This window comes from Flavobacterium sp. MDT1-60, assembly GCF_014844035.1.
Taxonomy (GTDB): domain Bacteria; phylum Bacteroidota; class Bacteroidia; order Flavobacteriales; family Flavobacteriaceae; genus Flavobacterium.
In genome coordinates this window covers 3,021,306-3,043,655 of the sequence record NZ_CP062159.1, presented here as the reverse complement: position 1 = coordinate 3,043,655, position 22,350 = coordinate 3,021,306, and the positions used below count along the sequence as shown (strand labels likewise).

The 22,350-nt window shown below is 34.0% G+C and carries 15 protein-coding genes; 5 read left to right on the top strand and 10 right to left on the bottom strand.

The genetic code is table 11. The features are described 5' to 3' along the window. Positions 1 to 162: 162 nt before the first annotated feature. The 5 genes from IHE43_RS12700 to IHE43_RS12680 form a co-directional block, all read right to left on the bottom strand. A complete protein-coding gene (locus IHE43_RS12700; RefSeq protein ID WP_192184225.1) occupies positions 163 to 1,461 on the bottom strand; it encodes a hypothetical protein in 1,299 nt (432 codons plus the stop codon). Positions 1,462 to 2,008: 547 nt separating this feature from the next. Continuing rightward, a complete protein-coding gene (locus IHE43_RS12695) occupies positions 2,009 to 4,861 on the bottom strand; it encodes a TonB-dependent receptor (protein WP_255513796.1) in 2,853 nt (950 codons plus the stop codon). Between the two features lie 20 nt (positions 4,862 to 4,881). Continuing rightward, positions 4,882 to 5,247 (bottom strand): STN domain-containing protein, encoded by a 366-nt coding sequence (locus tag IHE43_RS12690; RefSeq protein ID WP_192184224.1) that lies wholly within the window; start codon positions 5,245 to 5,247, stop codon positions 4,882 to 4,884. Between the two features lie 211 nt (positions 5,248 to 5,458). Further along, the gene (locus IHE43_RS12685) at positions 5,459 to 6,268 is read right to left on the bottom strand and encodes a FecR family protein (protein ID WP_225585081.1); all 810 of its coding nucleotides are present in this window, start codon (positions 6,266 to 6,268) and stop codon (positions 5,459 to 5,461) included. Between the two features lie 126 nt (positions 6,269 to 6,394). Then, entirely contained in the window at positions 6,395 to 6,976 is a 582-nt protein-coding gene (locus IHE43_RS12680) for an RNA polymerase sigma factor (protein ID WP_192184223.1), read from the bottom strand. Positions 6,977 to 7,299: 323 nt separating this feature from the next. Here IHE43_RS12680 and IHE43_RS12675 point away from each other — a divergent pair, with 323 nt between their 5' ends. Beyond that, positions 7,300 to 7,884: a helix-turn-helix domain-containing protein gene (locus IHE43_RS12675; RefSeq protein ID WP_192184222.1), complete on the top strand. Its 585-nt coding sequence runs from the start codon at positions 7,300 to 7,302 to the stop codon at positions 7,882 to 7,884. 177 nt (positions 7,885 to 8,061) lie between these two features. On the opposite strand, the gene IHE43_RS12670 is transcribed toward IHE43_RS12675, so the two are convergent. The 5 genes from IHE43_RS12670 to IHE43_RS12650 form a co-directional block, all read right to left on the bottom strand. Then, positions 8,062 to 9,747, bottom strand: a complete 1,686-nt coding sequence (locus tag IHE43_RS12670; protein ID WP_192184221.1) for a DUF4983 domain-containing protein — start codon at positions 9,745 to 9,747, stop codon at positions 8,062 to 8,064. Between the two features lie 171 nt (positions 9,748 to 9,918). Then, on the bottom strand, positions 9,919 to 10,599 hold the full coding sequence (locus IHE43_RS12665) for a phosphonatase-like hydrolase (protein ID WP_192184220.1): 681 nt from the start codon (positions 10,597 to 10,599) through the stop codon (positions 9,919 to 9,921). A gap of 308 nt (positions 10,600 to 10,907) precedes the next feature. Next, positions 10,908 to 12,065, bottom strand: a complete 1,158-nt coding sequence (locus IHE43_RS12660) for a TIGR03364 family FAD-dependent oxidoreductase (protein ID WP_192184219.1) — start codon at positions 12,063 to 12,065, stop codon at positions 10,908 to 10,910. 296 nt (positions 12,066 to 12,361) lie between these two features. Continuing rightward, the gene (locus tag IHE43_RS12655) at positions 12,362 to 13,642 is read right to left on the bottom strand and encodes a DUF5690 family protein (protein WP_192184218.1); all 1,281 of its coding nucleotides are present in this window, start codon (positions 13,640 to 13,642) and stop codon (positions 12,362 to 12,364) included. A gap of 147 nt (positions 13,643 to 13,789) precedes the next feature. Further along, entirely contained in the window at positions 13,790 to 16,666 is a 2,877-nt protein-coding gene (locus IHE43_RS12650; RefSeq protein WP_192184217.1) for a TonB-dependent receptor, read from the bottom strand. Positions 16,667 to 17,494: 828 nt separating this feature from the next. On the opposite strand from IHE43_RS12650, the gene IHE43_RS12645 reads away from it, so the two are divergent. From IHE43_RS12645 to IHE43_RS12630, 4 genes are all read left to right on the top strand, one after another. Then, the gene (locus IHE43_RS12645; RefSeq protein ID WP_192184216.1) at positions 17,495 to 18,181 is read left to right on the top strand and encodes an AraC family transcriptional regulator; all 687 of its coding nucleotides are present in this window, start codon (positions 17,495 to 17,497) and stop codon (positions 18,179 to 18,181) included. Between the two features lie 242 nt (positions 18,182 to 18,423). Further along, positions 18,424 to 18,789 carry a carboxypeptidase-like regulatory domain-containing protein gene (locus IHE43_RS12640; protein ID WP_192184215.1) on the top strand — a complete coding sequence of 122 codons (366 nt, stop codon included), beginning with the start codon at positions 18,424 to 18,426 and terminating at the stop codon, positions 18,787 to 18,789. A 2-nt stretch (positions 18,790 to 18,791) separates the two neighbouring features. Then, positions 18,792 to 21,278 carry a TonB-dependent receptor gene (locus IHE43_RS12635; RefSeq protein ID WP_192184214.1) on the top strand — a complete coding sequence of 829 codons (2,487 nt, stop codon included), beginning with the start codon at positions 18,792 to 18,794 and terminating at the stop codon, positions 21,276 to 21,278. A gap of 98 nt (positions 21,279 to 21,376) precedes the next feature. After that, positions 21,377 to 22,192 (top strand): tyrosine-protein phosphatase, encoded by an 816-nt coding sequence (locus IHE43_RS12630; protein WP_192184213.1) that lies wholly within the window; start codon positions 21,377 to 21,379, stop codon positions 22,190 to 22,192. The last annotated feature ends 158 nt before the right edge of the window (positions 22,193 to 22,350 follow it).

Below are 22,350 nucleotides of genomic sequence, written 5' to 3'. Positions count from 1 at the left end.
TGATCAGAAACATTACCACCATCAAATCATCTTCCCACATTGTAAAGCAGGCAAATGCTATATTTAAAATTTTCTAACGTATAGTTCTTTTATTTTTTATTTTTAAAAAGCATGGGCAGAATTTCTACCCATGCTATTCAATAATTTATTAACCAAAAAGTATTAGAAATTTGTAAATTTAGTCCAGGTATTAGTCCAAAGTGCTTCTGTTTTAAATGCACCTGTTGCCCCAGTAAAGTCTAATGCACCATTGTTAAAGAATGGTTGTGTAAGTGCCCAATTTGTAGCAGGATTAACCGTTGAAGTTGTGTTACCAAAACCTAAAGTTGTTCCTACAGGCAATACTGGATTAACAAATCCGTGAATAGATAATGCTGTCCAAGTAGAATTACTTGGCAATGAAGGAGACTCCCAGTTGATTCCTTTATTGTATCCTGTAACAGTAACGTTAGAAAGACTGATTTGTCCTAATCTACGAACGTGGATTGCATTTTCGTATAAGTTAGCAACTGTAGCAGAGCTAACTCCAATGATAGACAATTGAGAAATTACAGGACGAGTGATTAATGTTGTTGCAGTACCTCCAGCGTTGTTATCTAATTCGATACCGTTTGAATCTGGGTTTCCTCCACTCAAACTGTGAGTAGAATTACTATCAGCAAGTGCAATAGCTTTTGTAATTGTTCCTGTGTAACCAAGATCAAAATCAAAGTTATCGTCATCTGGTGCAAAAGAAACTAAATACGAAGCGTTTACTCTTCCTCCAAAAAACTCAAATGAATCATCTCTACCGTAGGATACCTGAACGTGGTTCACGGTTGTAGCAACACCTACACCACCAAAAGTAAGACCATTGATTTCGATACCATCATCTAAAATTCTACCAGCAAATTCGATACGTACATAACTGATAGTTCCTGCGTTGTGAGCAGCATTAGAACCACCATAATAAAAATCAGAAATAGCAGGCTGATCTCCTAATCCTTCGATAACATTGGTAGTCAATCCGTTATTTACCTGATCGTCACCCAAAATCACTACACCTGCAAAATCTCCAGGAGTTGCTGTTGTTGTAGCATTACCATCTAATAAGTTATAACTTGTAAAAATAATTGGAGCATTTGCTGTTCCTTGTGCATCAATTTTACCTGTTTTAGTAATTACAAGAGCTCCTGTAGCAACCCCTGGCGCGAGAGGTTTAGCTTTAATAAACGTTCCAGCCTGAATTGTTAATGTAGCCCCGGCTTTCACACTCACCACTCCGCTAATTTCCCAAACTTTGTCGCTCGTCCAGGTTGTGTTTGTTGTGATATCACCACTTACCGTTTGTACTGTTGCAGGATATCCTGAATAGTCAGCACCAGCAGCTTTCATAGAAAAAGAAGAATCAGCAGAAGAATCATCATTTTGGCAAGAACTCACAAGCAGAGCTACAATTGCGAATAAAAAAAAGTTTTTCATAATAATTTAATTATTTCTATATTTGCTGCTATTATACCAGGCCTTTGGAGAGGGCAGCAAAATTCCTTTCCTTAGGTCTTTCTCGTTTTTGGTAAATACTTCTTTTTCTATAAACGATTCCGCTTTACCACCGGAGGTTTACGCCTACTCCATCTTTCATTCTTAGGATTTTATTTAATGAAAGGATTCAATGTCATTTCTCTTTAAACTTTACAACAAACAAAAGCTAGATGTTTATGGATATGATGAACCCGACGCCATTAAATACACATTGGCTTTTTTATTGAAGATTCCGAATATCTGCAACCTTTACAATTTTGTCTGTTTAAAGTTTATCAAGGAACTAATTAGAGATTCTGCTAAAACAGAATCTTTACCAACACCAGTGTTTAGATTTATCTAAGTAGAAAATGTCTTATCTTCTATTAGGTATTAGCTTTTAAAGAAGCAAAAAATCATGTCTGTTTTTTTGTTAACGGTTTCTTAATATCCGTGAAAAGAACGCCCACAATTCTCTGCCATTGATTTTAAAGTATGACTAAGAATGCTAAAACCCATAATTAAGAGATACACTTATAGTTCTTCCACTCCAGGCTTTAAATACAACCTGATCAATATCTTCATCATACTTATCTGTTGCTCCTGCTCCCAGATTAAATCGTTCTCTTGGATTTGACCCATAGGGAACATCCGTAATTTTACTGTAACTATTAGTGTTATTATAAGTTTCTATACCTGCATCAAAGATATTTTTCATGCTGCATTTTAGTTCCAGATTTTTCTCTTTAAAAAATTTGAAGCTTACCTGAGCATCCGTTATCGCATATGGTCTTCGAATTTCCTCGGCACTGTATTCAAAACCTACCAGTATATATTGATCTCCAATAGCATTATGCCTAAGACTAAAGCCCAAACGGTCACCTACATAATCCAGACCAAGATTGTAAGTATAAGGTGATTGCCCGTACAAAGGCCTGTTGGCTTCATAAAGTCCTCCGGTTCCGTCTATATTAACATAGGATGTTACTTTTGTATCATTAAAAGAAGCGTTCCCATAAACAAACAGATCTTTTAAGATTTCTCCTTCGCCTAAGAAAGAAAGATCTTTATAAAACTCAAATTCAACACCCCAAAGTTTGGCATTGTTTGAGTTCAAATTGTAGATATCCCTTGTCCCTGAAGGATTGCGGAAACCAACTGATTCGATTGGATCATCAATGTTTTTATGATAAATACCAAAAGACAAAATCTCAGCACCGGATGGAAACCATTCTACTTTAAAATCATAATTATTAGCTACACTTGAAACCAATCCATCTGAGTAATTGTAGATTTTCGCCGAACGAATTGGGTCGTAATAAGGAATACCCAAACGCTCTGCAAATTGTGGACGCAAAACAGATTTATTATACCCCAATCTAACATTCATTTTATTAGTTGGACTAATTATTAAACTTGCTGATGGCAGAAATTGCCAAACTTTATCATCTGCCTGGTCTTTTCCTAAACCATTGGGAGCTTCAGACTGACTTTGTATTTCTGTATAAATGTAACTTTCTGCTCTTACTCCCCAAACCAATCTTACGTATCGGCCAATTTTATCATCGAGCATTAAAAATGGTGAATGTATTTTTACATCACCTTCATACTTATTGCCGTATGTGCCATAATCCTGCCATCCAAAACCTCCCCAATAATAATTTGATACGTCTAAAAATTCAGAAAGTGGTTCATAAATCTTAGCTCGGTCAGTTCCCTGCCCAATAACAACCATTTTGGCAGATTCCTGTTGATTTGTTGCTTTTTTATAGGTTCCAAAATAGCCCCCTTTTATATCATTTGTAAAAGAATCACCAAAATTAAAAGTGTATTTGAAATTAATGGCCCAGTTATAATCGGCCTCATCATTGGTGAAATTGCTTCTGCTAAACGGGAATCGGCCGTTTGCAGCGTTATAAACATTATAGTACTCCAGCACATCATCACCTACCTTCTCACGGCGAATTTCTGCAAATGTTGCATCTTTGGTATCTTTTGCTACATTTCCATAGGCGCCATACCAATTAACTTCAAGCTTATCGAATTTGTGATTTCCTTCAATTTTATTTTGGATGAAAGTCGTATAAACAGGATAATTAGATTCTAACGTTACAGGTAAATTAGTACCATCTAATATTTCTGAAATAGCATTTTCATTTTCAAAACCTGTGATTTGGGTTAATTGATTGTTATAAATATGCATAACAGTATTACGCATTGTAATTTTATGATTATCCAACTGAATAGCCGCATTAAACATACCGCCTAAAGTTGAATTATAATTATAATTGGCTCCTGAATTTTTAAATCCATATTTTCTGAAAGTTGAATACAACTCTTTCTCATTCTCCGCAGAAAATTCGGTATTACTTTTATTATTTCTTTCTGTATGCTCAATTTCAAGTTTTTCCTGCGTATTCTTAAAAATTAAAGAACCAACAAATCCCCATTTGTTATTGTCTTTCAATTTATAGACACGTCCTAAACCAAATTGCAATGTCGTTCCCGGAGCACCGTAGGTCTTATAAGTTGAAAAATTATCCTCCGTAAACTCTTTTGATTGTTGAATAAAAAGATCAGATGTTGCCTCAGTTGTTGGTACTTCTAGCGCTATAAGGTTATTAGGATAATCACGTCGTCCGTCATCAAAACCAAAATAATCATAATCGCCTTCCTGCCTTGTTAATCGCTCCTTAAAAGCACTTTTGCTATTATAAGAATTACTGATAGAAAAATTGTTAAAATTTTCCTTAGGAATATCCATTGTCTTAACTTCAACATAACCTCCGGCAAAATTGGCGTACATATCCGGCGTTGCAGATTTGCTTACCATAATACTTTCGACTATAGAAGTTGGAATAATATCAAAAGAGAAACTTTGCTGATAAGCGTCTGTACTTGGTAGTGCGATTCCGTCCATAACCGCCTGATTCCATCTCTCGCCCATAGAACGTACCACAACATATTTATCGCCAATTGTTGTTACACCCGTAATACGTTTTAATGAACTTGCCACATCTCTGTCTGGTGTTCTGGCAATTTGCTCTGCCGAAATACCATCAGAAAACTGAGCTGCTTTTTTCTGTTGCAGCAACATACCACCAACTGAGGCTGTTGCTTTTTTATAATCCTGAATAATGATAACTTCATTCAGTGATTCGGCATCTTCTTTTAAGGATACAACAAGTGGTGTTTCCTGATCTTCAACGACTTTTACATTCGTTATTTTTTGAGTCTGAAAAGAAATTACACTTATTTCTATCGTGTATACTCCCGGTTCGAGGTTCAAAACATAATTCCCATCGATGTCTGTTTGAGTTCCTAAACCTGTTTCGACAACTTTAATATTTGCACCAGGCAATGAAAGTCCTTTGTTGTCAACTACCTTTCCGGTAATTTTCCCATTCTTTTTTTTTTGACCACATCATTTCTCTTAACCGCAATATTATTTTCGGTTCTTTTGAAATTTAAGTTTGTCAGATTTTGTAAATCATCTAAAATCTCATCAATCGAGACATTGTCTTTTTTTAATGTTACTAAAGGAGTGCTTAAGTCCAAATCTTTCTGATAAACAAACTGATAAGGAGTCTGAGTCTTTAAATTATCAATTATTTTTTGTGGGGAAGAATTTTTAAAATCAACCGATACGGTGCCATTTTGTGCATAAATCGTGCTTGTTCCAAGAAATAATCCGAAAAGCAAAATCCAGAAGGCAGTAATAAATTGCCTGGAAGAATCATTGTTCATAATTGATAAATATTTAGTTTAATTAGAATTTATTTAATAGTTCTTTTTTGATTTAATTTCATTTTTGTATTCGAACAATTGCATAACAGCTCTTTCAAACTTTTTTGCAAAAATTTGAAAATCGCTACAATCACATTATGATCTAAATGTATTTTTGAAAATATGGAAATCCCTTACCGACTAATCAGATAAGTGTTATTTCCGGTGGGTCTTATTTTATTTCCAATGCAAAAGCAATAGTTTGCAGCATCTCATAAAAGCCTTGTCTGGTATCAAGAGTTCCTTGAATTTTCAGATTTTTCAGATCGTCTTCTAAATAATTTACAGAGAATGAATGCTCTTTTTTTAGCTTTGCTATGACTTCTTCCAGTGTTAAACCATCAACATAAATCAGAACCTTTTTCCAGTCCGGTTCCAGAATTTTTGTTTTGTTCTTATTTACGGTAAACGTTTCAGGACTATAAACTGCCTGGTCACCTCTTAGTAGAAAAACGGTATTATGTGCACCCTCAACTTTTACTTTACCGGTTCGTACATTCACTTCAGATTGTTTGTCACCATAAGCTTTAATGTTAAATGACGTTCCAAGAACAGTTGTTTTAACAGGTCCCGAAGTAATAATAAACGGTCTGGAAGTATCACGTTTTACTTCAAAAAAAGCTTCCCCCTTTAAAGTAATCGTTCTTTCGTTTTTTGAAAAATGCGATGGATATTCTATTTCCGTATCCTCATTTAACCAAACCCTTGTTCCGTCAGGCAGACATAAAATACGAACATCTTTTTTAAATGTTCGAACAGAAGCAATTTTATTTGCCGCTGTATCCGGAGACGAAAGAAACTGATGGCCAGTTATCGATAATGCAATTACAGCACAAGCAGCGGCGGCCCACTTATAATAGTTTTTGTACTTATCAGTAGTGCTTTTCCGAATTTTGCTCCACATTCGCAATCTAACTTCCGAGGGAAGAAATCCCTCATTGGGTATTTCATCCCATTCGTCTCTAAATCTATTTGACTTCATTTAAATTAAATTTAATAGCTGGAGAAAACACAGTTGTTTATCGCCATTTAGTACATTAGATTTGCAAGGCTTCAAATATCACCCTTACGGTTCAGACTTAACTATTTCTTAATAAACGAGAAGTTTTTAGCAAACAAATGCGTCAGACTGACTCATACAAAATAATGCGAACCAATAGAGTTCATGGTTTTTTACTGAGTTTTTTTTGAGGTATTGTAATGTTTTTGAAATTTGATTTGCTACAGCACTTGGAGACATATCCATTTCGGCAGCAATCTCTTTGTAACTAAGGTCTTCAAACTTATGAAGGTTAAATATCTTTCTTCTTTTTTCAGGAACCTGATCGAGAAGATATTGTATTTTTTCAAGCTTTATATCTATACTATCGTCGGACTCTTCGGAAGAATCAAGTTCCCGAATCAATTGATCGTTTTCTACTGAAAAAATCCTGTTTTGCTTTTTATACCATTTTGAAATTTCTTGTTTTGAGCTTTTAAACAAGATGGCTTCCAACTCAACATTTGGATCTAGTTTAGTTCTATATTTCCAAAGATGAATAAAGACATTTTGCGTCACATCTTCTGAATCTGCCAGTTGAGCAGTATATTTTTTTACAAAACAAAATACTTTAAAATGATATAAATCGTAGATTTCTTTAAAACAAGAATCATCACCCTCCCGTAACCTTAATATCAAATTAGAACTCATAATGCAAATTTAAATTGTTAAAGAAGACCCTTACAAAAATAAGACAAACCGTTATTGATAATTTCGCGATTCATTCATTTAATAATTTATTAATATTGCCTGACTGTTTCTAGGTTTTTTTAATTTATTTCTAAGTTTCTTAATATTAATCAATTGCTGTTTTACTTTTGGCTATTTCATTAATTTCAAAGCATAAATTCATTTTAGACACAACTACGCGGAGTGCTTAGACATTTTTAGAGAAGTATTTTCTTCTCTGGAATTTCTTAAAAAGTTTTAATGCTAATTGTACTATATTTACAATTCAAACTACAGGTTTTATTATGGACGATTTTTTAATTGGTATTGGAAAAAGATTAAAAGAAATTAGAAAGAAAAATTCGCTAACCATTCATGAAGTTGCCAACAGAGCCGGAGTTAGTAATGGATTAATTTCGAGAATCGAAAACGGACGAACTATCCCGTCATTGCCAGTTTTAATTGAATTGATACAATCCTTAAATACCGATGTCAGCTATTTCTTTGAAGGCGTCGAAAACACCAAAAATGCCAAATACATTCATATTAAAAAAGAAGACTATCAAAAGATAGAAAAAGAAGACAGAGCTGAAACTACTGGTTTTAATTACTATCATATCTTCAGTAAAAGCATTAATTCTATTGGTTTTGAAGCTGTAATTCTTGACGTTGAACCTAATTGCAAACGTGAAAAAGTAATCACAGATGCCTGGGAATTTAAATATATCATCAAAGGAAGTGTAACTTATCTTATAGACGATGTTGAAGTTATTGTAAACGAAGGCGATTCGTTATGTTTTAATGGTAGACATCCTCACGTTCCTGAAAACAGAACGACAGAAAATTGTGTTATGTTAGTGCTTTACTTCTACTCTGAAAGTAATAGTTAAATCTACGTTATACTTAACCGCAAAGAGCGCAATGAAATAAACCGCAATGTTCGCAAAGCTTTGGTTATAAAACTTTGCGAACATTGCATAGACCTTAGCGTTCCTTGCGGTTAAATCATAAAAAGGTCGTCTCCACAAACAGAGACAACCTTTTAACAATAAAAAACACAAACTGAATTAATTTCCCGCCGGAAGCCAGGAGCGTCCGTCTAACGACCACGCTGAGTTGATCGGTACTCCAAACCATTGTAGAGAAGAATAGGCAATATCTGTCATTTTTGGAACTACTCCTGTAGCAGTTCCGCATTTTAAAGTAGCTGTACTTGTTGTCCATGTTGGCGCATTCGGAAAAGTAAGCGCTATCTGTTTGCTGCTCGAATCGGTAAAACTGTTTCCTGAACCATTATTTCCTTTCCAATAACCGATAAGATTGGCATAATCCGGATGCGAAGCTGTGACAGATGAACAGGTATAGTTTAAAATCGAAGCTTCAGACAAAGCTTTATTCCATACACGAACTTCCGCTATATTTCCGTTTACATTGGCACCGTACGTTAAAGTTCCGTCCTGACCAACAGCAAACGGCAATCCCGAAGTTAAACTTCCAAAATTATTCACAATTGATGCCTGTCCAACAAAAGCACCATCCTGATAGGTTTTAACCAATTTTGCTGTACGATCCACTACCATGGTTAAATGATGCCATTTCCCGTCATTGATTGTTCCTCCGGAAATATCAACACGATTTTGAGTATCACCAATATTTACTTTCCATGTTCCTCCGGTATTGGCACAAATCACAAATCCGCGATTTTTACCACTTACCCAATTTTTGTTCGATACTAAAGAAGGATCGCTAGAGTAACCAGAAGTTTTCACTCTGCATTCTACCGTAAAACTTGAAGTCCCAAAATTGTAAAGCGTATTTGTTGTTGAAGCGTATTTGTTGTTCGAATTAAAATTGGCAAAACTACCTGTAATCGATGTGGTTGGATCAACTGCTTTTTCAATTTTTGTTGAATTGAAATTTTTATTATTGAAGATGGTAAAAATATTTCTTTCTTCATAAGATGATCCTCCGTGAGATCCTGTTGAACCCGTAACTATTCCGCCATGATCTGGTGCTACAATAACCAGCCAGTCTTCGTTGGCATAATTGGGCCTGTTTTTTAAAGCAGTCAAAATTTCTCCGATATAACCATCTGTTGTTTCGATCGTAGCTTTGTATTGTGGTACATTCAATGAAAATCCGTAGCTATGACCTGCGTGATCTACATCGTCAAAATGTAAAAATAAAGCATCCGGATTGTCGTTTGTAAGTGCTGCTACTACTTCATTTTTTACAGCTAAATCTGTGGTAACTGTTTTCTCCAGATCAATTCCGTCAACAATATAAGTATTGATTGGAGCCCAATGTACAATCGACATGGTTTTCAAAGCAGCATTATATGTTTCCAAACGCTTTAAAAAACTTGGATAAGTTCCAAATTTCGGACTTGAAAAGGAATTATCTGTTACACCATGTTTTAAGTGCGTTACACCACTAAGCATCGTCGACCAGCCATTTCCGCTCCATGTTGGTGCTTCTGTTAAAGCATCAAGACTATAAACTGAATTGGGTAATAAAGCATGTACATTTGGCGTATTGGCCCCCATTAAAGCATCTCCGCGACAGCCATCAATACCAATAATAAGCAGTTTTTTAGTACCACTACTTAGGAATGCTGTTTTAGCCGTTTTTGAAATTGTTTTAGTATTTACTGCATTTTCATCTCCCAAAAACGCAGGATCATTGGTACAAGATGCGATTAAAAATACACTTGCCAGAATTGTAACGTAACTTAATCTAAAAATCTTTTTCATTGAGTTGAATTGTTTTATGGGTTACTATTTATTTACTTATTAGAGATTCTAGGTAAGGCTGCAAGATTTATTCACAGATTAAAAGATTATAATGATTAAAAATGTTTGCCAATAATTGCACTAATTTTCACTAATTAATTCGTGCTAATTAGTGAAATTAGTGGCAAAAAATCAATTTTCAATACTGTATAAAGATGCCAGAGAATCTAAAATATAATCCGGCTTTGCTTCTTCGAGTTGTGATCGTGTCTGCGCTCCCGATAAAACGCCAATTGTAATACCACATTTTGCATTTTTTCCTTCTTCAATATCAATAGCCGAGTCTCCCGCTTTTAATACTTTTGAAGCATCTCTAATATCAAAAAGCTGCATCGCTTTGTGGATCATATCCGGAAAAGGACGCCCTAGTACAACATCATCAGCCGTAATTAAAGCATCAAACTGATGGTCTTTTTTCCAGTTTAATTTTTGCAATAAAGTATTGGCAACATGACTGCTGTAGCCTGTATTTAAAACTACTTTTACGCCATCTTTTTTAAGGTTCTGAAGTACATTTTCAACTCCTTCAATCGGTAACACTTTTGCAGATAAATATTCCTGATTCAGTATTTCCCTGAAATATTCAAATATTAAATCTGATGTATTTGAATCCGTGTTATTGATATGCTTCAAAATATCTTTTATCGCTTGGTGTTTTTCTTTTCCTGCTCCTAACGACAGCACCAATTCCAGCGAAACATCAAATCCAAATTTATTGATTGCTTTATGAAGCGATTTGTAAACTATATTTTGTTCGTTTATTGTTGTTCCGGCCATATCAAAAACGACCATTTCAATTTCATTAATTTTCATTTTGTGTGTTTTATTTTTTGAACATGTTTTTACATGTTGAGAATATTATAATTGAAATAAAATAATCTGTCCAGCTTCGCTTTTTTTGCTTATGAAAAAGCAAAATCAGTCATGCTTCTTTAAAAATTAGCATGCCTTAAAATTCTCTCGCAGATCTGGCAGATTGAGCAGATTTTTGAATAATTTAGGATTGAGACTTCTCTTTGTAATTGTTTCATGCAGATTTTAAAAATAATTTAAGCAGATTAAATTGATGAATTTAAATCTCCAAGATCTGCTAAATCTGCGAGAAAAATTAATTCGCAGCTTTAAGCATTAAAAATTTTATCAATGTTATGTTTGGCAAATCCTGCGCTTCCGGTCATTCCTTTGCCTCCTATTCCGGTTATGATATGAATGTTCTCATCAACGGTATGTTCAAAAATATCTTTGGTTTTGCATTGCGAATACATTCCAAACCATCTGTTTTGAATTTCATACGTTGGCAAATCGATTATCTTTTTGGCTTCTTCAATCATGAAATTGTCAATATCCATATTCAAATCAAATCCCAGAGCATCAATATCTTTTGCCGGTGCATACTCGTGCGAATCGCCTAAAATTACAGATCCGTCCAGCGCCTGTTTGAATAAGATGTGAACACCATATTTTTTCTCAAAACTATCCGGGTCTTCTTTTGCCTTAATTGCGGCATACGATTTACATTCTTCAAAAGATTCATATCTTCTAATCGTTAATCCTGTCAAAATAGAACCGTCTAATTTGTAATTGTTCTGAGGTTTGGTCTGTAGCATCTGAAGTTTAGAAACAACCAAATCACTATTATTATAAATTTCAGGGTATAGAATTTTGAAATCACTTCCGTTACAAATAATGATTTTTGAAGCTTTGTATTCCAATCCTGTAGAAATCGTTGCCACTACTCCATCATTTCTGTTTCCAACATTCAAAACAGTGGTATTCATAAATAAATCAAGGCCTAAATTGGTAGTCATATAGTGATGTAATTTATGAATCATTGTTGAAGGTTCAACTGTTACTTCCTGTGGAAAAAATAAACCGCCAGTGCAATAATCAGATCGTAATCCGGCATATTTTGACAAACATTGTTCTTTAGTCAGCAAACTGGATTCATAATCATTTGAAATATTTATTTGATGCAATTCTTCAATTAACTGCATTTCCTCTTCGTTTGAAGCCAAATAAACAGTCCCATTCTCGCGAATGCTGATATCAAATTGCGACTGAATATCTTTGTAAAATTTTAAACTTTCTTTTCCGAAGTTTTGCCATTTTCTGTCCATTCCTGATGGTACAACCTGTCCAAAATTTCGAACGGTTGCACCTTCCGGTTTACTGTTTTTTTCCAAAATAGCAACCGACATTCCTTTTTGTAAAGCGTGATAAGCATGAAATGTGCCTAAAACTCCCGACCCTACAATTATTAAATCATATTTCTCTTTCATATGTTTGTGTTTGTGTGATTGTTTGTGTGATTGTTTGTGTGATTGTTTTTATGGCAATCCGCAAAGAGTACCAAATTTGTTTTTTTGCCACGAATTTCTCTAATTTCCTCTAATTTTTATTCTGAAAATGCTTAAAAAAACTAACCACAAATTGCACAGATTTGCGCAGATTTTTAATCTGTACAACCAAGATAATTCGGGGAAATTCGGGAAATTCGTGGCAAACTTTTTTATATTATCATAGCTAGGTATTCGTCATGGATATTCATATTTATTTTTTATTCTATTTCTTTATTTCAAGTGTATAAAGGTGTTGTACTAATTTTTGATGTTTTTTTGAATTTGCGTTTAAAGTAATTAAACGACATTATGGTTGTAATTATCCCTACGAAGGATAACAGATATATACAAGTGGTAAAAAAGCTTAATAGTGAAATATTCTTGTCTCCAAAATTTTTGAAAAACAGAACCAAAACACTTCCCAAATAACCAAAAGCATCGGCGATATAAATTAAGAATCCAGTGTTTCCGTCTATTTTGTAAGTCGCAATCATTCGGTCAAAAAATAAACCGTTAAACGGAATGTAACAGACATACATACCAAAACCTGAAATGATCATCCACGGAAGTGGTCCTATTAAATGTTTTTGAAATAAAAAAGTCGTGATCCCGATAAGTAACGAACCTAAAAATAGAACCAAATGATAATTTTTGAATGCTTTATAATTGTTTTTCATGCTTCCCAAAAAACCCAGGATCAACAAAACCGATATGGCGATAGGAATTTCAGAATACATATAAATTGAAATACTCTCTTTATATCCTAAAGTATCCCACAATTCCCTGGCAAAATTATCTCTGAATTCCCTCATTGCTGTTAGCATCGCATAGAAAATAATAATTGCCGTTAACGGAAAAGCAAATTGCTGAAATAACGAAGCACGTTCTTTTTTGCTCAAGGGTCTTCTTTTTGATCGTAAAGCCAAATCTTCGCTATCCGGATTTGGGATTTTCTCCAAAAACAATGAAAATGCAATTAACGGAATAATAAAAATTAATCCAGAAACAAAAGGCATCCAAAACTCATTGCATCCCAAAACCTTCAAGACAAATATCCCCACAGACTTTGCTGCTCCGGAGGAAACAATAAAACTCGAACATAAAATAACGCCTAGTAATTCAGTTGTTTTTCTTCCTTCGATATAAGAAAAAACGATTCCCCAGATCATTCCCAAAGGCAATCCGTTTATAAATAAAAACAGAATATTATAAGGTGCCGGCACTACTGCAAAACCTAATAAAGCTAGTTCAGAAATGGCTATAAAACTTATTAAATAAAGTATTCTTCTTGCCGATTTTAATTCTGAAATGACCTTGATTCCCAAAAACTTAGAAAACGTATATCCCAGGACCTGTGCTAAAATCAACAAGATTTTATAGTCAATTCCCCAGAAAGACATATGGTCGAATGTCGCTACTGTAAAAGGTTTCCTGAAAGCATACATACAAAAATAAGTACCAAATGCCGCTATGGATGTTTTTAATATAAACCTGAAATTAGATGATTTTGTAGACATTAGTTCCTTACGATTAAAATGATAATTGTGCTGTAAAATTGAGATTGAGTATTCTTTTTTAGAAACCCGTTGAATGCAGTTGATTAAAAAAAAAATAAACTGTAAAAATAAAATCTCCCAACATCCAACGGGTTAACTTATAGTTGTCTATAAATTATATTTAAGTCCAAGATTGAATTTCACTCCATAGTACTCCACCTGTTTTGGTCGGTTTGGAGTTTCTCCAAAATGATACATTAAAGGCTCATTTAATACATTATTTACATCACTGAAGATGGTGAAATGCTCACCTACTTTATAAGAAGCAGAAAAATCAAGTGAGTTGTATTTACCATAATAAATATCGTTCCTATCTGTATTTTTGGCATTGGCATCAAAACTGGTTGCATAGGCTCCTTTATGGTTAAAAGCCGCTCTCACATTAAGTTTACCACTTTCATAAAACAATTGTAAGTTGTATAATTCTTTTGCCTGATATGGAGTTGACACTTTTCTTCCGTTCGGATTATTAGCATTTTGTCCCAATGTCATTTCAGAATTCATGAAGGTTGCATTGATCTGAGTTCCAAAATATTTTAAGAATCCAGGCAGAAAACTGAATCTTTTTGTGATTCCGAATTCAACTCCGCTAATCCATGCGTTACCACCATTTGTTGGCGAACTGATTTCGATATCCGAAATTCCGTTAATAGTTCCCTGGTAGGTATCATCAAAAATTGGATCTGTGATTGATTTGTAGAAAACTCCTGCATTAATAATTCCCACTTCATCAAGGAAATATTCTCCCAGTAAATCAAAGTTCCAGGAATAAGTTGGATTCAAATTTGGATTTCCACCAGCATATTCGCCATCAATAGTATTCAAAGAACCGGCTGGAGAAATGTCTCCAAAGTTGGGTCTTGCAAAAGTTCTGGTTGTCGCAAAACGAAGGTTTAAATTCTCAACCGGAGTATATTTTACATGTAACATTGGCAATACTGATGTATAATTTTTGGTGTTTTCAGCATCAACAACTACATTATTCTCTACCGTTTTTCCTGTCACTTTTGTATTGGTATTCGTAACTCTCACCCCTCCTAAAACAGTCCATTTATCAGTTGCTAAATAGGTTGCCATTCCATAAAAAGAAGAGGTAGTTTCGTCTACATTAAAGTTTCTTCCCAATCCTTTTCCTAATTCCGGAATTTGAGAATCTGCAGGATTTAAAACCAAATTACCTTGTGAAGTGTTGAATAAATTCGTCATTCCATCCGTAGATAAAACCGGTCCGAAAGTATTTCCAATAGAAGTTCCGGTTTCTTTTCTCATATAATCTGTTCCGCTGGGCTGATTAATTAAATCAGCACTATAGTTGGATAAAAATGGTGTTGGAGATCCTGTCCAATTGTAATATTCATCTCGAAAAGTGGCGATACGATCTTTGTCTGTTAATTTCAGACCAAATTTCATTTTTAGTTTTTCATTAAAATTATGCTCATAGTTTACAGCCGCAATAATGTTATCTCTTTCTACAATGCTAATTTTATACAATTCTAAGGTTGAGAATTTCATTTTTGTCGGATCTGTTTTGAAATTTGGATCTGAGTAAAAATCAAATATTGATTTTGGATTATTCGGATCCAGCATTCCGCCATCAGCAGCCCAATACGCTCTGGGTCCTCCTGCTCCGCCATTAGCAACCGGAACAGTATTCATATATTCCGGCTTAACTCCAACTCCGGTTTGATTAAACTGAATTAAAAAATAACTGTTGTCTTCTGCATTTGGAATATTTCCATACTTAAACTGATTTCTGTAAGAAGCCAGGCTCCAGTCTAAAGTTCCATTTGCCAATTGATGTTTTCCACCTAAATCAATACCAATAAACTGTGTCATTAATTCGTTGTGAATATCCTGTTGTTCGACAGTCAACGCATTTGTTGTACTGCTGAATTTATCAAAACGGATTCTGTGTTTATAATGTGTTTCTTCATCTGTAAGTCCACCGTAAGTTGCTTTCAGGAAGATTTTATCTCTTGATGATGGATTAAATTCCATTGCACCATTTAAACCCGTTGTTTTTCTAACTCCGGTATAATCACGCAATTCTAATCTGTACACTCCCTGGTCACCTTGTCTTCTGGCTTCGTAATTATCCGTAGCCCAGTTTCTGTTCCAGTAAGTTCCGTTTACAATGTAACCGAATTTTCCATTTTTACTTTTATCACCAATAGTAAGCGATCCGCTGTAAATTCCTTTATCCGATTTTTGATTGTATCCGCTAAAAACGCTTGCTTTAATTGTTCTTTTTGTTGGAGCAGTCTGCGTGGTAAAATTTACGCTTCCGCCGATTGCATCTCCATCCATATCAGGTGTAATGGCTTTTGTAGCCTCAACATAAGCGATAAGATCTGATGGAAAAAAGTCGAATGCAGTTGCTCTTGAAGTTGTTTCTTCTTCAGCCGTTGGAATCCTGTTACCGTTAATTGTAGTTGATGACCAAAACGGTGGCAAACCTCTTACGGACACAAAACGTCCCTCACCCTGATCTCTTTCAATAGAAACTCCTGGCATACGCTGTACGGTTTCTGCTGCATTACGATCCGGAAGTTTTCCTATTCCATCGGCAGCAATTACGTTTACAATGCTCATGGATTTCTTTTGCATGTTTAGCGCTCTTGCTTCACTATTTCGTTGGGTCATTCCGCTTACCACTACTTCGTTTAATTCTTTTGAATTTGTAGCAAGTCTGATGATTCCCAGATTTAATTTTTGATTATCTTTTATTTCAATTGCAATCGTTTTTGTTTCATATCCTATATAAGCAATTTGCAATTCAAAATTTCCTGGTCTGACATCCTGAATCGTAAAATAACCACTGAAGTCAGTTGTTGCTTTTTGATTATTAGACAATATAATAGTTGCTCCCGGCAATGGAGATTGTGCATCGGTAACAGTTCCGCTAATAGTTGCTTTTTGCGCTGTCATGTTTTGTGCAAAGAGTATAGCAGAAAAAATAAAAATTGCCTTGTAAATTGTTTTCATGGTTAATTTGTTTACAAATATTAAATTTATTAAAGCAAATTAACAATGAATTTTACAAATAGTGAAAAAATGAAAATTATGTAATTGTTAAAAAAAGGGAAATTTAAGAGCTCTAATTTGTTAAGTATTTGTAAAAAAAACAGAAAATGCAGATCATTGAAAACCAAGACTTTTACAGCTTTTTCTCTTTAAAATTAAGGCTTTACAGCACTTTACAAAGCAATAAAAAGGAAGTGATTTATCGGGTTTTCCAAAAGCTCATGATAATCCATATTTTTACTATTAGTAAACTTTTAAAATTTTACAGCCTTAATATTTTATAATTTCATTTACAGAATGAAAACCAAATTGTCGTTTAATTTTTCACTATCAGGTAGCTTAATCTTTAGGTAACCTTTTAATAATTATCATCGAGTAGTTTTGTTTATCAATACAACTATTATGTTATTTCTCCTTTATTTAACCTTGATTCAATCTTTAATTACTGCTCTATTAATCTTCTTTAATAAAAAATTCAGACAGGAAGATTTTTACCTTAGTATTTTTTTCGGAACTATTTTTTTTCACCTTCTTTATAAGATTTCCATACTCTTCTTTTATCAGGATGCCAACCTGTTTGAAAAACTGCATGGAAGTTTCTCTTTTCTCTACGGTCCGTTGCTTTATTTTTATATGCTTTCGGTATTTGGTAAACAAATTTCGACCAGAAAGATATGTTACCATTGCATTCCGTTTTTCATCGGTTTTGCATTCAACATTATGATTGTTTTTATTGCGGTAACAAATCCTGTATTTCCAAAAATCATTAAACTTTCTAACCTCATAGTTATGTTGCTTCTAATGCCGTCTTTCCTGGGCTATAGCATTTATTGTTTGAAGTATATCCGTTCTTCTCAGCCAGATAATACCCGAATTTTCAATTTAAAAATCAGCATCGTAAAAGTTATCGGAAGTGTTTATTGTTCGTTGGGAATATTAACCGTTTTAGGACTTGTACTTTTGGCTTTTAATATGGAGATGAAAATAAATCTTCGATTCGTTTATTATTGTCTGATGCTTTTCATTTTCATTTATGTCATTCATATTCGGTTTGCTATATTTTTCGAAATTCAAAAACTGGTAATCGAACTTAAAAACGAAGAAAAATATAAAAACTACGAATTGAAATCGGATGAAATGAATGAGATCGTCAATGCTATTCAATCTTATTTCAAAACCAAAAAAGGCCATCTTGATTCTGAATTTAACCTGGACAAACTTTCGTCTGATTTAAATATCTCCAAAGTAAAAATCACACAAGCGCTTAATATCGAACTAAAAACGAATTTTTATCAATATATAAATTCCCTCAGAGTCGAAGAAGCAAAAAGATTAATTGATAAAAAACAAGATGCCAATTTTGTCACTATTGGTTATGAAAGCGGATTCAAAAACAAATCGACTTTCTATAAATATTTTAAACAAATTACCGGAGCAACTCCAAGTGACTATAAAAAAGTTCTTGAAGAAGCTTAATCATCAAAAAAAACATTCTTTTACAGTATGTTTTTTATAAGAAAAGTATTTCCATACCAAATTCAATTTCAAAATAACAAGTCCTTCATATTTAGTTAACCATTTGATATTATTCACAAGTGTTTAATTATCAATTAGTTGAAAATAATTTTAGCCTTTTTTGTACGCCTAAATTTAAAAAGACTTCCGGAAAATAACCATCAGATAGTTTTGCAGCAGAAAATAAAAATTAACTAAACACAATGAAAAAACTACTATTGTTATTTGCTTTGATTTTATCCGGAAATCAACTTATAGCGCAAAATTATGCTTCAATGATCGGAAAAGTTTCTGATGGGAAAACGTTTTTGCCGGGAGTAAATATTTCTATTTTAGAACGAAAAACAGGAACTTCAACAGACTTTGATGGAAATTTTCAAGTTTCGAATTTATCGGGAGAAAAGCTTACAGTCTCATTTAGTTATATGGGATATCAAACGATTACCAAAGAAATAAAATTAGTTTCGGGTATTAATAATTTGGGAACTGTTACTCTTGCTGCAGAAGAAGGTGCATTAAAAGAAATTATTGTAAAAGGTTTTACCGGACCTTCTCAATTAAAGCCCTAAGCATGAAAAAGAAATCATTGGCCATTATGGACGTGCTTTCTGCAGATGCTGTCGGGAAATTACCGGATCGTAATGCTGCAGAAGCGGTACAAAGAATGCCAAGTGTAAGTGTAAACCGTTATCACGGAGAAGCCAATCAGGTAAGTGTGCGAGGAACTCCTTACGGCTGGACATCAACTCTATACAACGGAACAAGATTGCCAAGTGCCTCTGTTGCCGGAACTAGAAACACGCTGTTAGATGCGATTCCTACTGAAATGATTCAGTATATTCAGTTATCAAAGGCAATAACTCCGGATATGGAAGGTGATGCCATTGGTGGATCTGTGAATTTTATATCAAGATCTGCACCTAAAAAAACAATGCTGAATGCCAGTCTTGGAGGTGGTTATAATCAAAAAGCCGAAAAGGGTTCTTACAATGCCTCTTTAGTTTACGGACAAAGATTCTTTAAAGATAAATTGGGAGTTGTACTTGCAGCTTCTGTATGGGATAGAAATTTCGCTACTGATGAAATGGTAGTGGATTACAATATTAATGCGCCAGTACAATCTCAAAAATATGGTATTAATACCGTTAATGCTAAACGTTATTTTGGAGAAAGAATTACAAAAGCTATAAGTGGTGCGATAGATTTTGAACTGAACGACAAGAATAAATTTTTCGCGAAATTCTTATATGATAAATTCAGGGATGTACGTCCGGTCTATGAATCTTTCTATGACTTTGCTAAAAAGAGATACACTTTTAGCTACCGTTATTCTGATTATAAAACAGATTTAAACGGAGTAGAAATTGGCGGAGAACACAGAATTGGTTCTAAATTGAAATTTGACTGGTCGTTTGCCAATAATGAAATGACCTATCTTTTAGATACTCCTCCCAATATGCCGTCGGATATGAGAGGGTTACCGATTGCACAGTTTTCTCAAAAATTAGTTGGCGATTTTGGTGTAAGGTCATCAGATGGAGCCGTTTATAACACCTTTGATTCTCCTGACGGAAATGGTGTAAACATTTATAACATCGATCCAAAACTGACCAATCCAACCGACGTTATGGATCCTGCACGATTAACTTTACAGCAATTGGTCATTACCAAATTAGATCAAAGAGATCACGATAAAGTGGGACAAATTAACTTTAATTACGATGCAACTGAAAAATTTGTAATCAAAGCAGGTTCAAAATTAAGATTCAAAGACTATCAGGGACAGCAAACGCCAATTGTTTATTTGCCAGGCGCTGCTTTAGGAATTCCGGGTTCGCCTGCCTTAATTCCGATGAGTAGTTTACAGACTGAGCCTTACCCAAATGCAAATAATTTCTTCTCAGAAATTGGAAGTCCGTTCAATAATCTAATTGTAAATCCAATTACAAAAAATCAATTGTTTGATATTTTTACACCATCGTATTTAAAGGCGAATGGCTTTGCAGATTATTCTCCGGCTTCTAATGTAACAACAAAGTTTAAAGGCGAAGAAAATGTTTTCAGTGCTTATGTAATGGGAGTTTATGATTTATCAGATAAAACAAAAATCATTGCCGGTGCCAGAAACGAAGAAACGAATGTTACGATGAGCAGTACTGCTTATAATTCTCAAACAAAAGTAGCAACGCCAATTACCAAAACATCATCTTATAATGCGTTTTTGCCAATGTTGCATTTGAAATATGCTTTCAATGAAAACATCAATTTCAGAGCAGCTTATACCAGAACTTTTTCAAGACCAAATTTACCGGATTTAAATCCGAGTGAGATTATAGACATCACGGCCGGAGTTCCAAAAATTACCAGAGGAAATACGGATTTGAAGCCTACTTTTTCTAACAACTTAGATTTCATGGGAGAATATTTCTTAAAAGATATTGGATTGATTACTGCGGGAGTTTTCTATAAGGACATAAGCGATTATATTTTCAGGGATATTTCTGCAGAAAGAATTAATAACGTTAATTATATCGTTACGCAGCCTAAAAACATTAAAGACGCCAGTTTATTAGGTTTTGAATTTGGAATCACTAAAAGATTTACAGAATGGAGTGGTTTCTGGGGCGGATTTGGAATTGATTTTAATACTTCAATTATTAAATCAAAATTAGAAGTTTCAAGATATGATGCGCAAGGAAATGTAACTACTACAGATAAAACTACATTGCCAAATCAATCTAAGCTATTGTTTAATTCTTCTCTTTTCTATGAGAAATATGGCTTCATGTTTAGAATCGCCGGAAATTACAGAGGAAAATCGGTAGAAACGATCAATCAAAATTTGGGTCCTGATTATTATATTTCAGCTAAAAACAATTTTACTGTTGATTTCTCTGCGGATTATTCTATCAGCAATAAAATCAAAGTTTTTATGGAAGTTAGAAATCTTACCAACGAACCATTCAAACAATATTTAGGAAATAATCAAGGCCGAATTACTTCTAGCGAATGGTCATCCATCAATGGTCAGTTAGGTCTTAAATACCAAATTTTATAAGATTCATTTCTTTTTAAATCCTTCTTAAATAATAAATGATGCAAGCTGAGAATTTCAGTTGCACTAAAAGTCCAATTTCTAATTTCAAAATAAATACTATGACTCAAACTCTTTTACGTACTACAGCGATATTTTTAATGATTGCTTTTCAAAGTCAGGCTCAAAAAAATATGGATATCGAAAACAGCCCAAATTTCAGATCACTATCCGGAATTCACAATAAAGACGGCAAAAAAATCAAGGAAGGAATTATTTATCGCTCTGGAAATTTCTCCAAATTAACGCCTTCTGATGTTACCAAATTTGATGCATTACACATCAATACCATAGTAGATTTTAGAAACGATGATGAAATAAAAAAAGATCCTGATTTTATTCCGGCAGGACAAAAAATTGAAACAACAAGAGCGAATATTGGTTCTATAAACGGAAAAGAAATGGGACAATTTATGAAAATCATGATGTCACCAACATTCAACGAAGCACAGGCCGATTCATTAATGGTTGCCGCCAACGCAGGATTCGCAGAAAGTGCAAAAGACTTTAAACCTTTCTTTGATGAAGTGAAGAAAAAAGAAACTGTTGTTTTGTTTCATTGTACAGCCGGTAAAGACAGAACAGGATTTGCTTCTTCATTACTATTACATATTTTAGATGTTTCTGATGAAGAAATCATGAAAGATTACCTGAGATCTAATGAAGCAATCGCAAAAACAGATTTGAGCAAGTACAAAGCATACGGGATTCCGGAAGAAAGAATGGCGAAATTAATGGGCGTAAAACAAACCTATTTAGAAGCTGCCTGGGCTACTGCTATCAAAAAATATGGCAGCATTGATAAGATGTTATTAGTTGAATATGGCATTGATAAAAAAGTCAAAAAACAAATTCAGAAAAAATATTTGGTGAAATAATTTTGTTTTTTATTTAGTGTTAAACCGCTTAAAGCAATTTAAGCGGTTTTTTTATTGTCGTAATTTCAATACAACTACAATGGTAATCCTATAAAATTTAGCATTAAACTTATAAGATTTCTGTACAAACCATTACTAGCTTTGATACCAATTACTTA

Excerpts from the sequence above, each read along its gene's own strand:
- IHE43_RS12700 (WP_192184225.1), bottom strand. The coding sequence starts at position 1,461 with ATGAAAAACTTTTTTTTATTCGCAATTGTAGCTCTGCTTGTGAGTTCT.
- IHE43_RS12690 (WP_192184224.1), bottom strand. The coding sequence starts at position 5,247 with ATGAACAATGATTCTTCCAGGCAATTTATTACTGCCTTCTGGATTTTG.
- IHE43_RS12685 (WP_225585081.1), bottom strand. The coding sequence starts at position 6,268 with ATGAAGTCAAATAGATTTAGAGACGAATGGGATGAAATACCCAATGAG.
- IHE43_RS12680 (WP_192184223.1), bottom strand. The coding sequence starts at position 6,976 with ATGAGTTCTAATTTGATATTAAGGTTACGGGAGGGTGATGATTCTTGT.
- IHE43_RS12675 (WP_192184222.1), top strand. The coding sequence starts at position 7,300 with ATGGACGATTTTTTAATTGGTATTGGAAAAAGATTAAAAGAAATTAGA.
- IHE43_RS12670 (WP_192184221.1), bottom strand. The coding sequence starts at position 9,747 with ATGAAAAAGATTTTTAGATTAAGTTACGTTACAATTCTGGCAAGTGTA.
- IHE43_RS12665 (WP_192184220.1), bottom strand. The coding sequence starts at position 10,599 with ATGAAAATTAATGAAATTGAAATGGTCGTTTTTGATATGGCCGGAACA.
- IHE43_RS12660 (WP_192184219.1), bottom strand. The coding sequence starts at position 12,065 with ATGAAAGAGAAATATGATTTAATAATTGTAGGGTCGGGAGTTTTAGGC.
- IHE43_RS12655 (WP_192184218.1), bottom strand. The coding sequence starts at position 13,642 with ATGTCTACAAAATCATCTAATTTCAGGTTTATATTAAAAACATCCATA.
- IHE43_RS12650 (WP_192184217.1), bottom strand. The coding sequence starts at position 16,666 with ATGAAAACAATTTACAAGGCAATTTTTATTTTTTCTGCTATACTCTTT.
- IHE43_RS12645 (WP_192184216.1), top strand. The coding sequence starts at position 17,495 with ATGTTGCTTCTAATGCCGTCTTTCCTGGGCTATAGCATTTATTGTTTG.
- IHE43_RS12640 (WP_192184215.1), top strand. The coding sequence starts at position 18,424 with ATGAAAAAACTACTATTGTTATTTGCTTTGATTTTATCCGGAAATCAA.
- IHE43_RS12635 (WP_192184214.1), top strand. The coding sequence starts at position 18,792 with ATGAAAAAGAAATCATTGGCCATTATGGACGTGCTTTCTGCAGATGCT.
- IHE43_RS12630 (WP_192184213.1), top strand. The coding sequence starts at position 21,377 with ATGACTCAAACTCTTTTACGTACTACAGCGATATTTTTAATGATTGCT.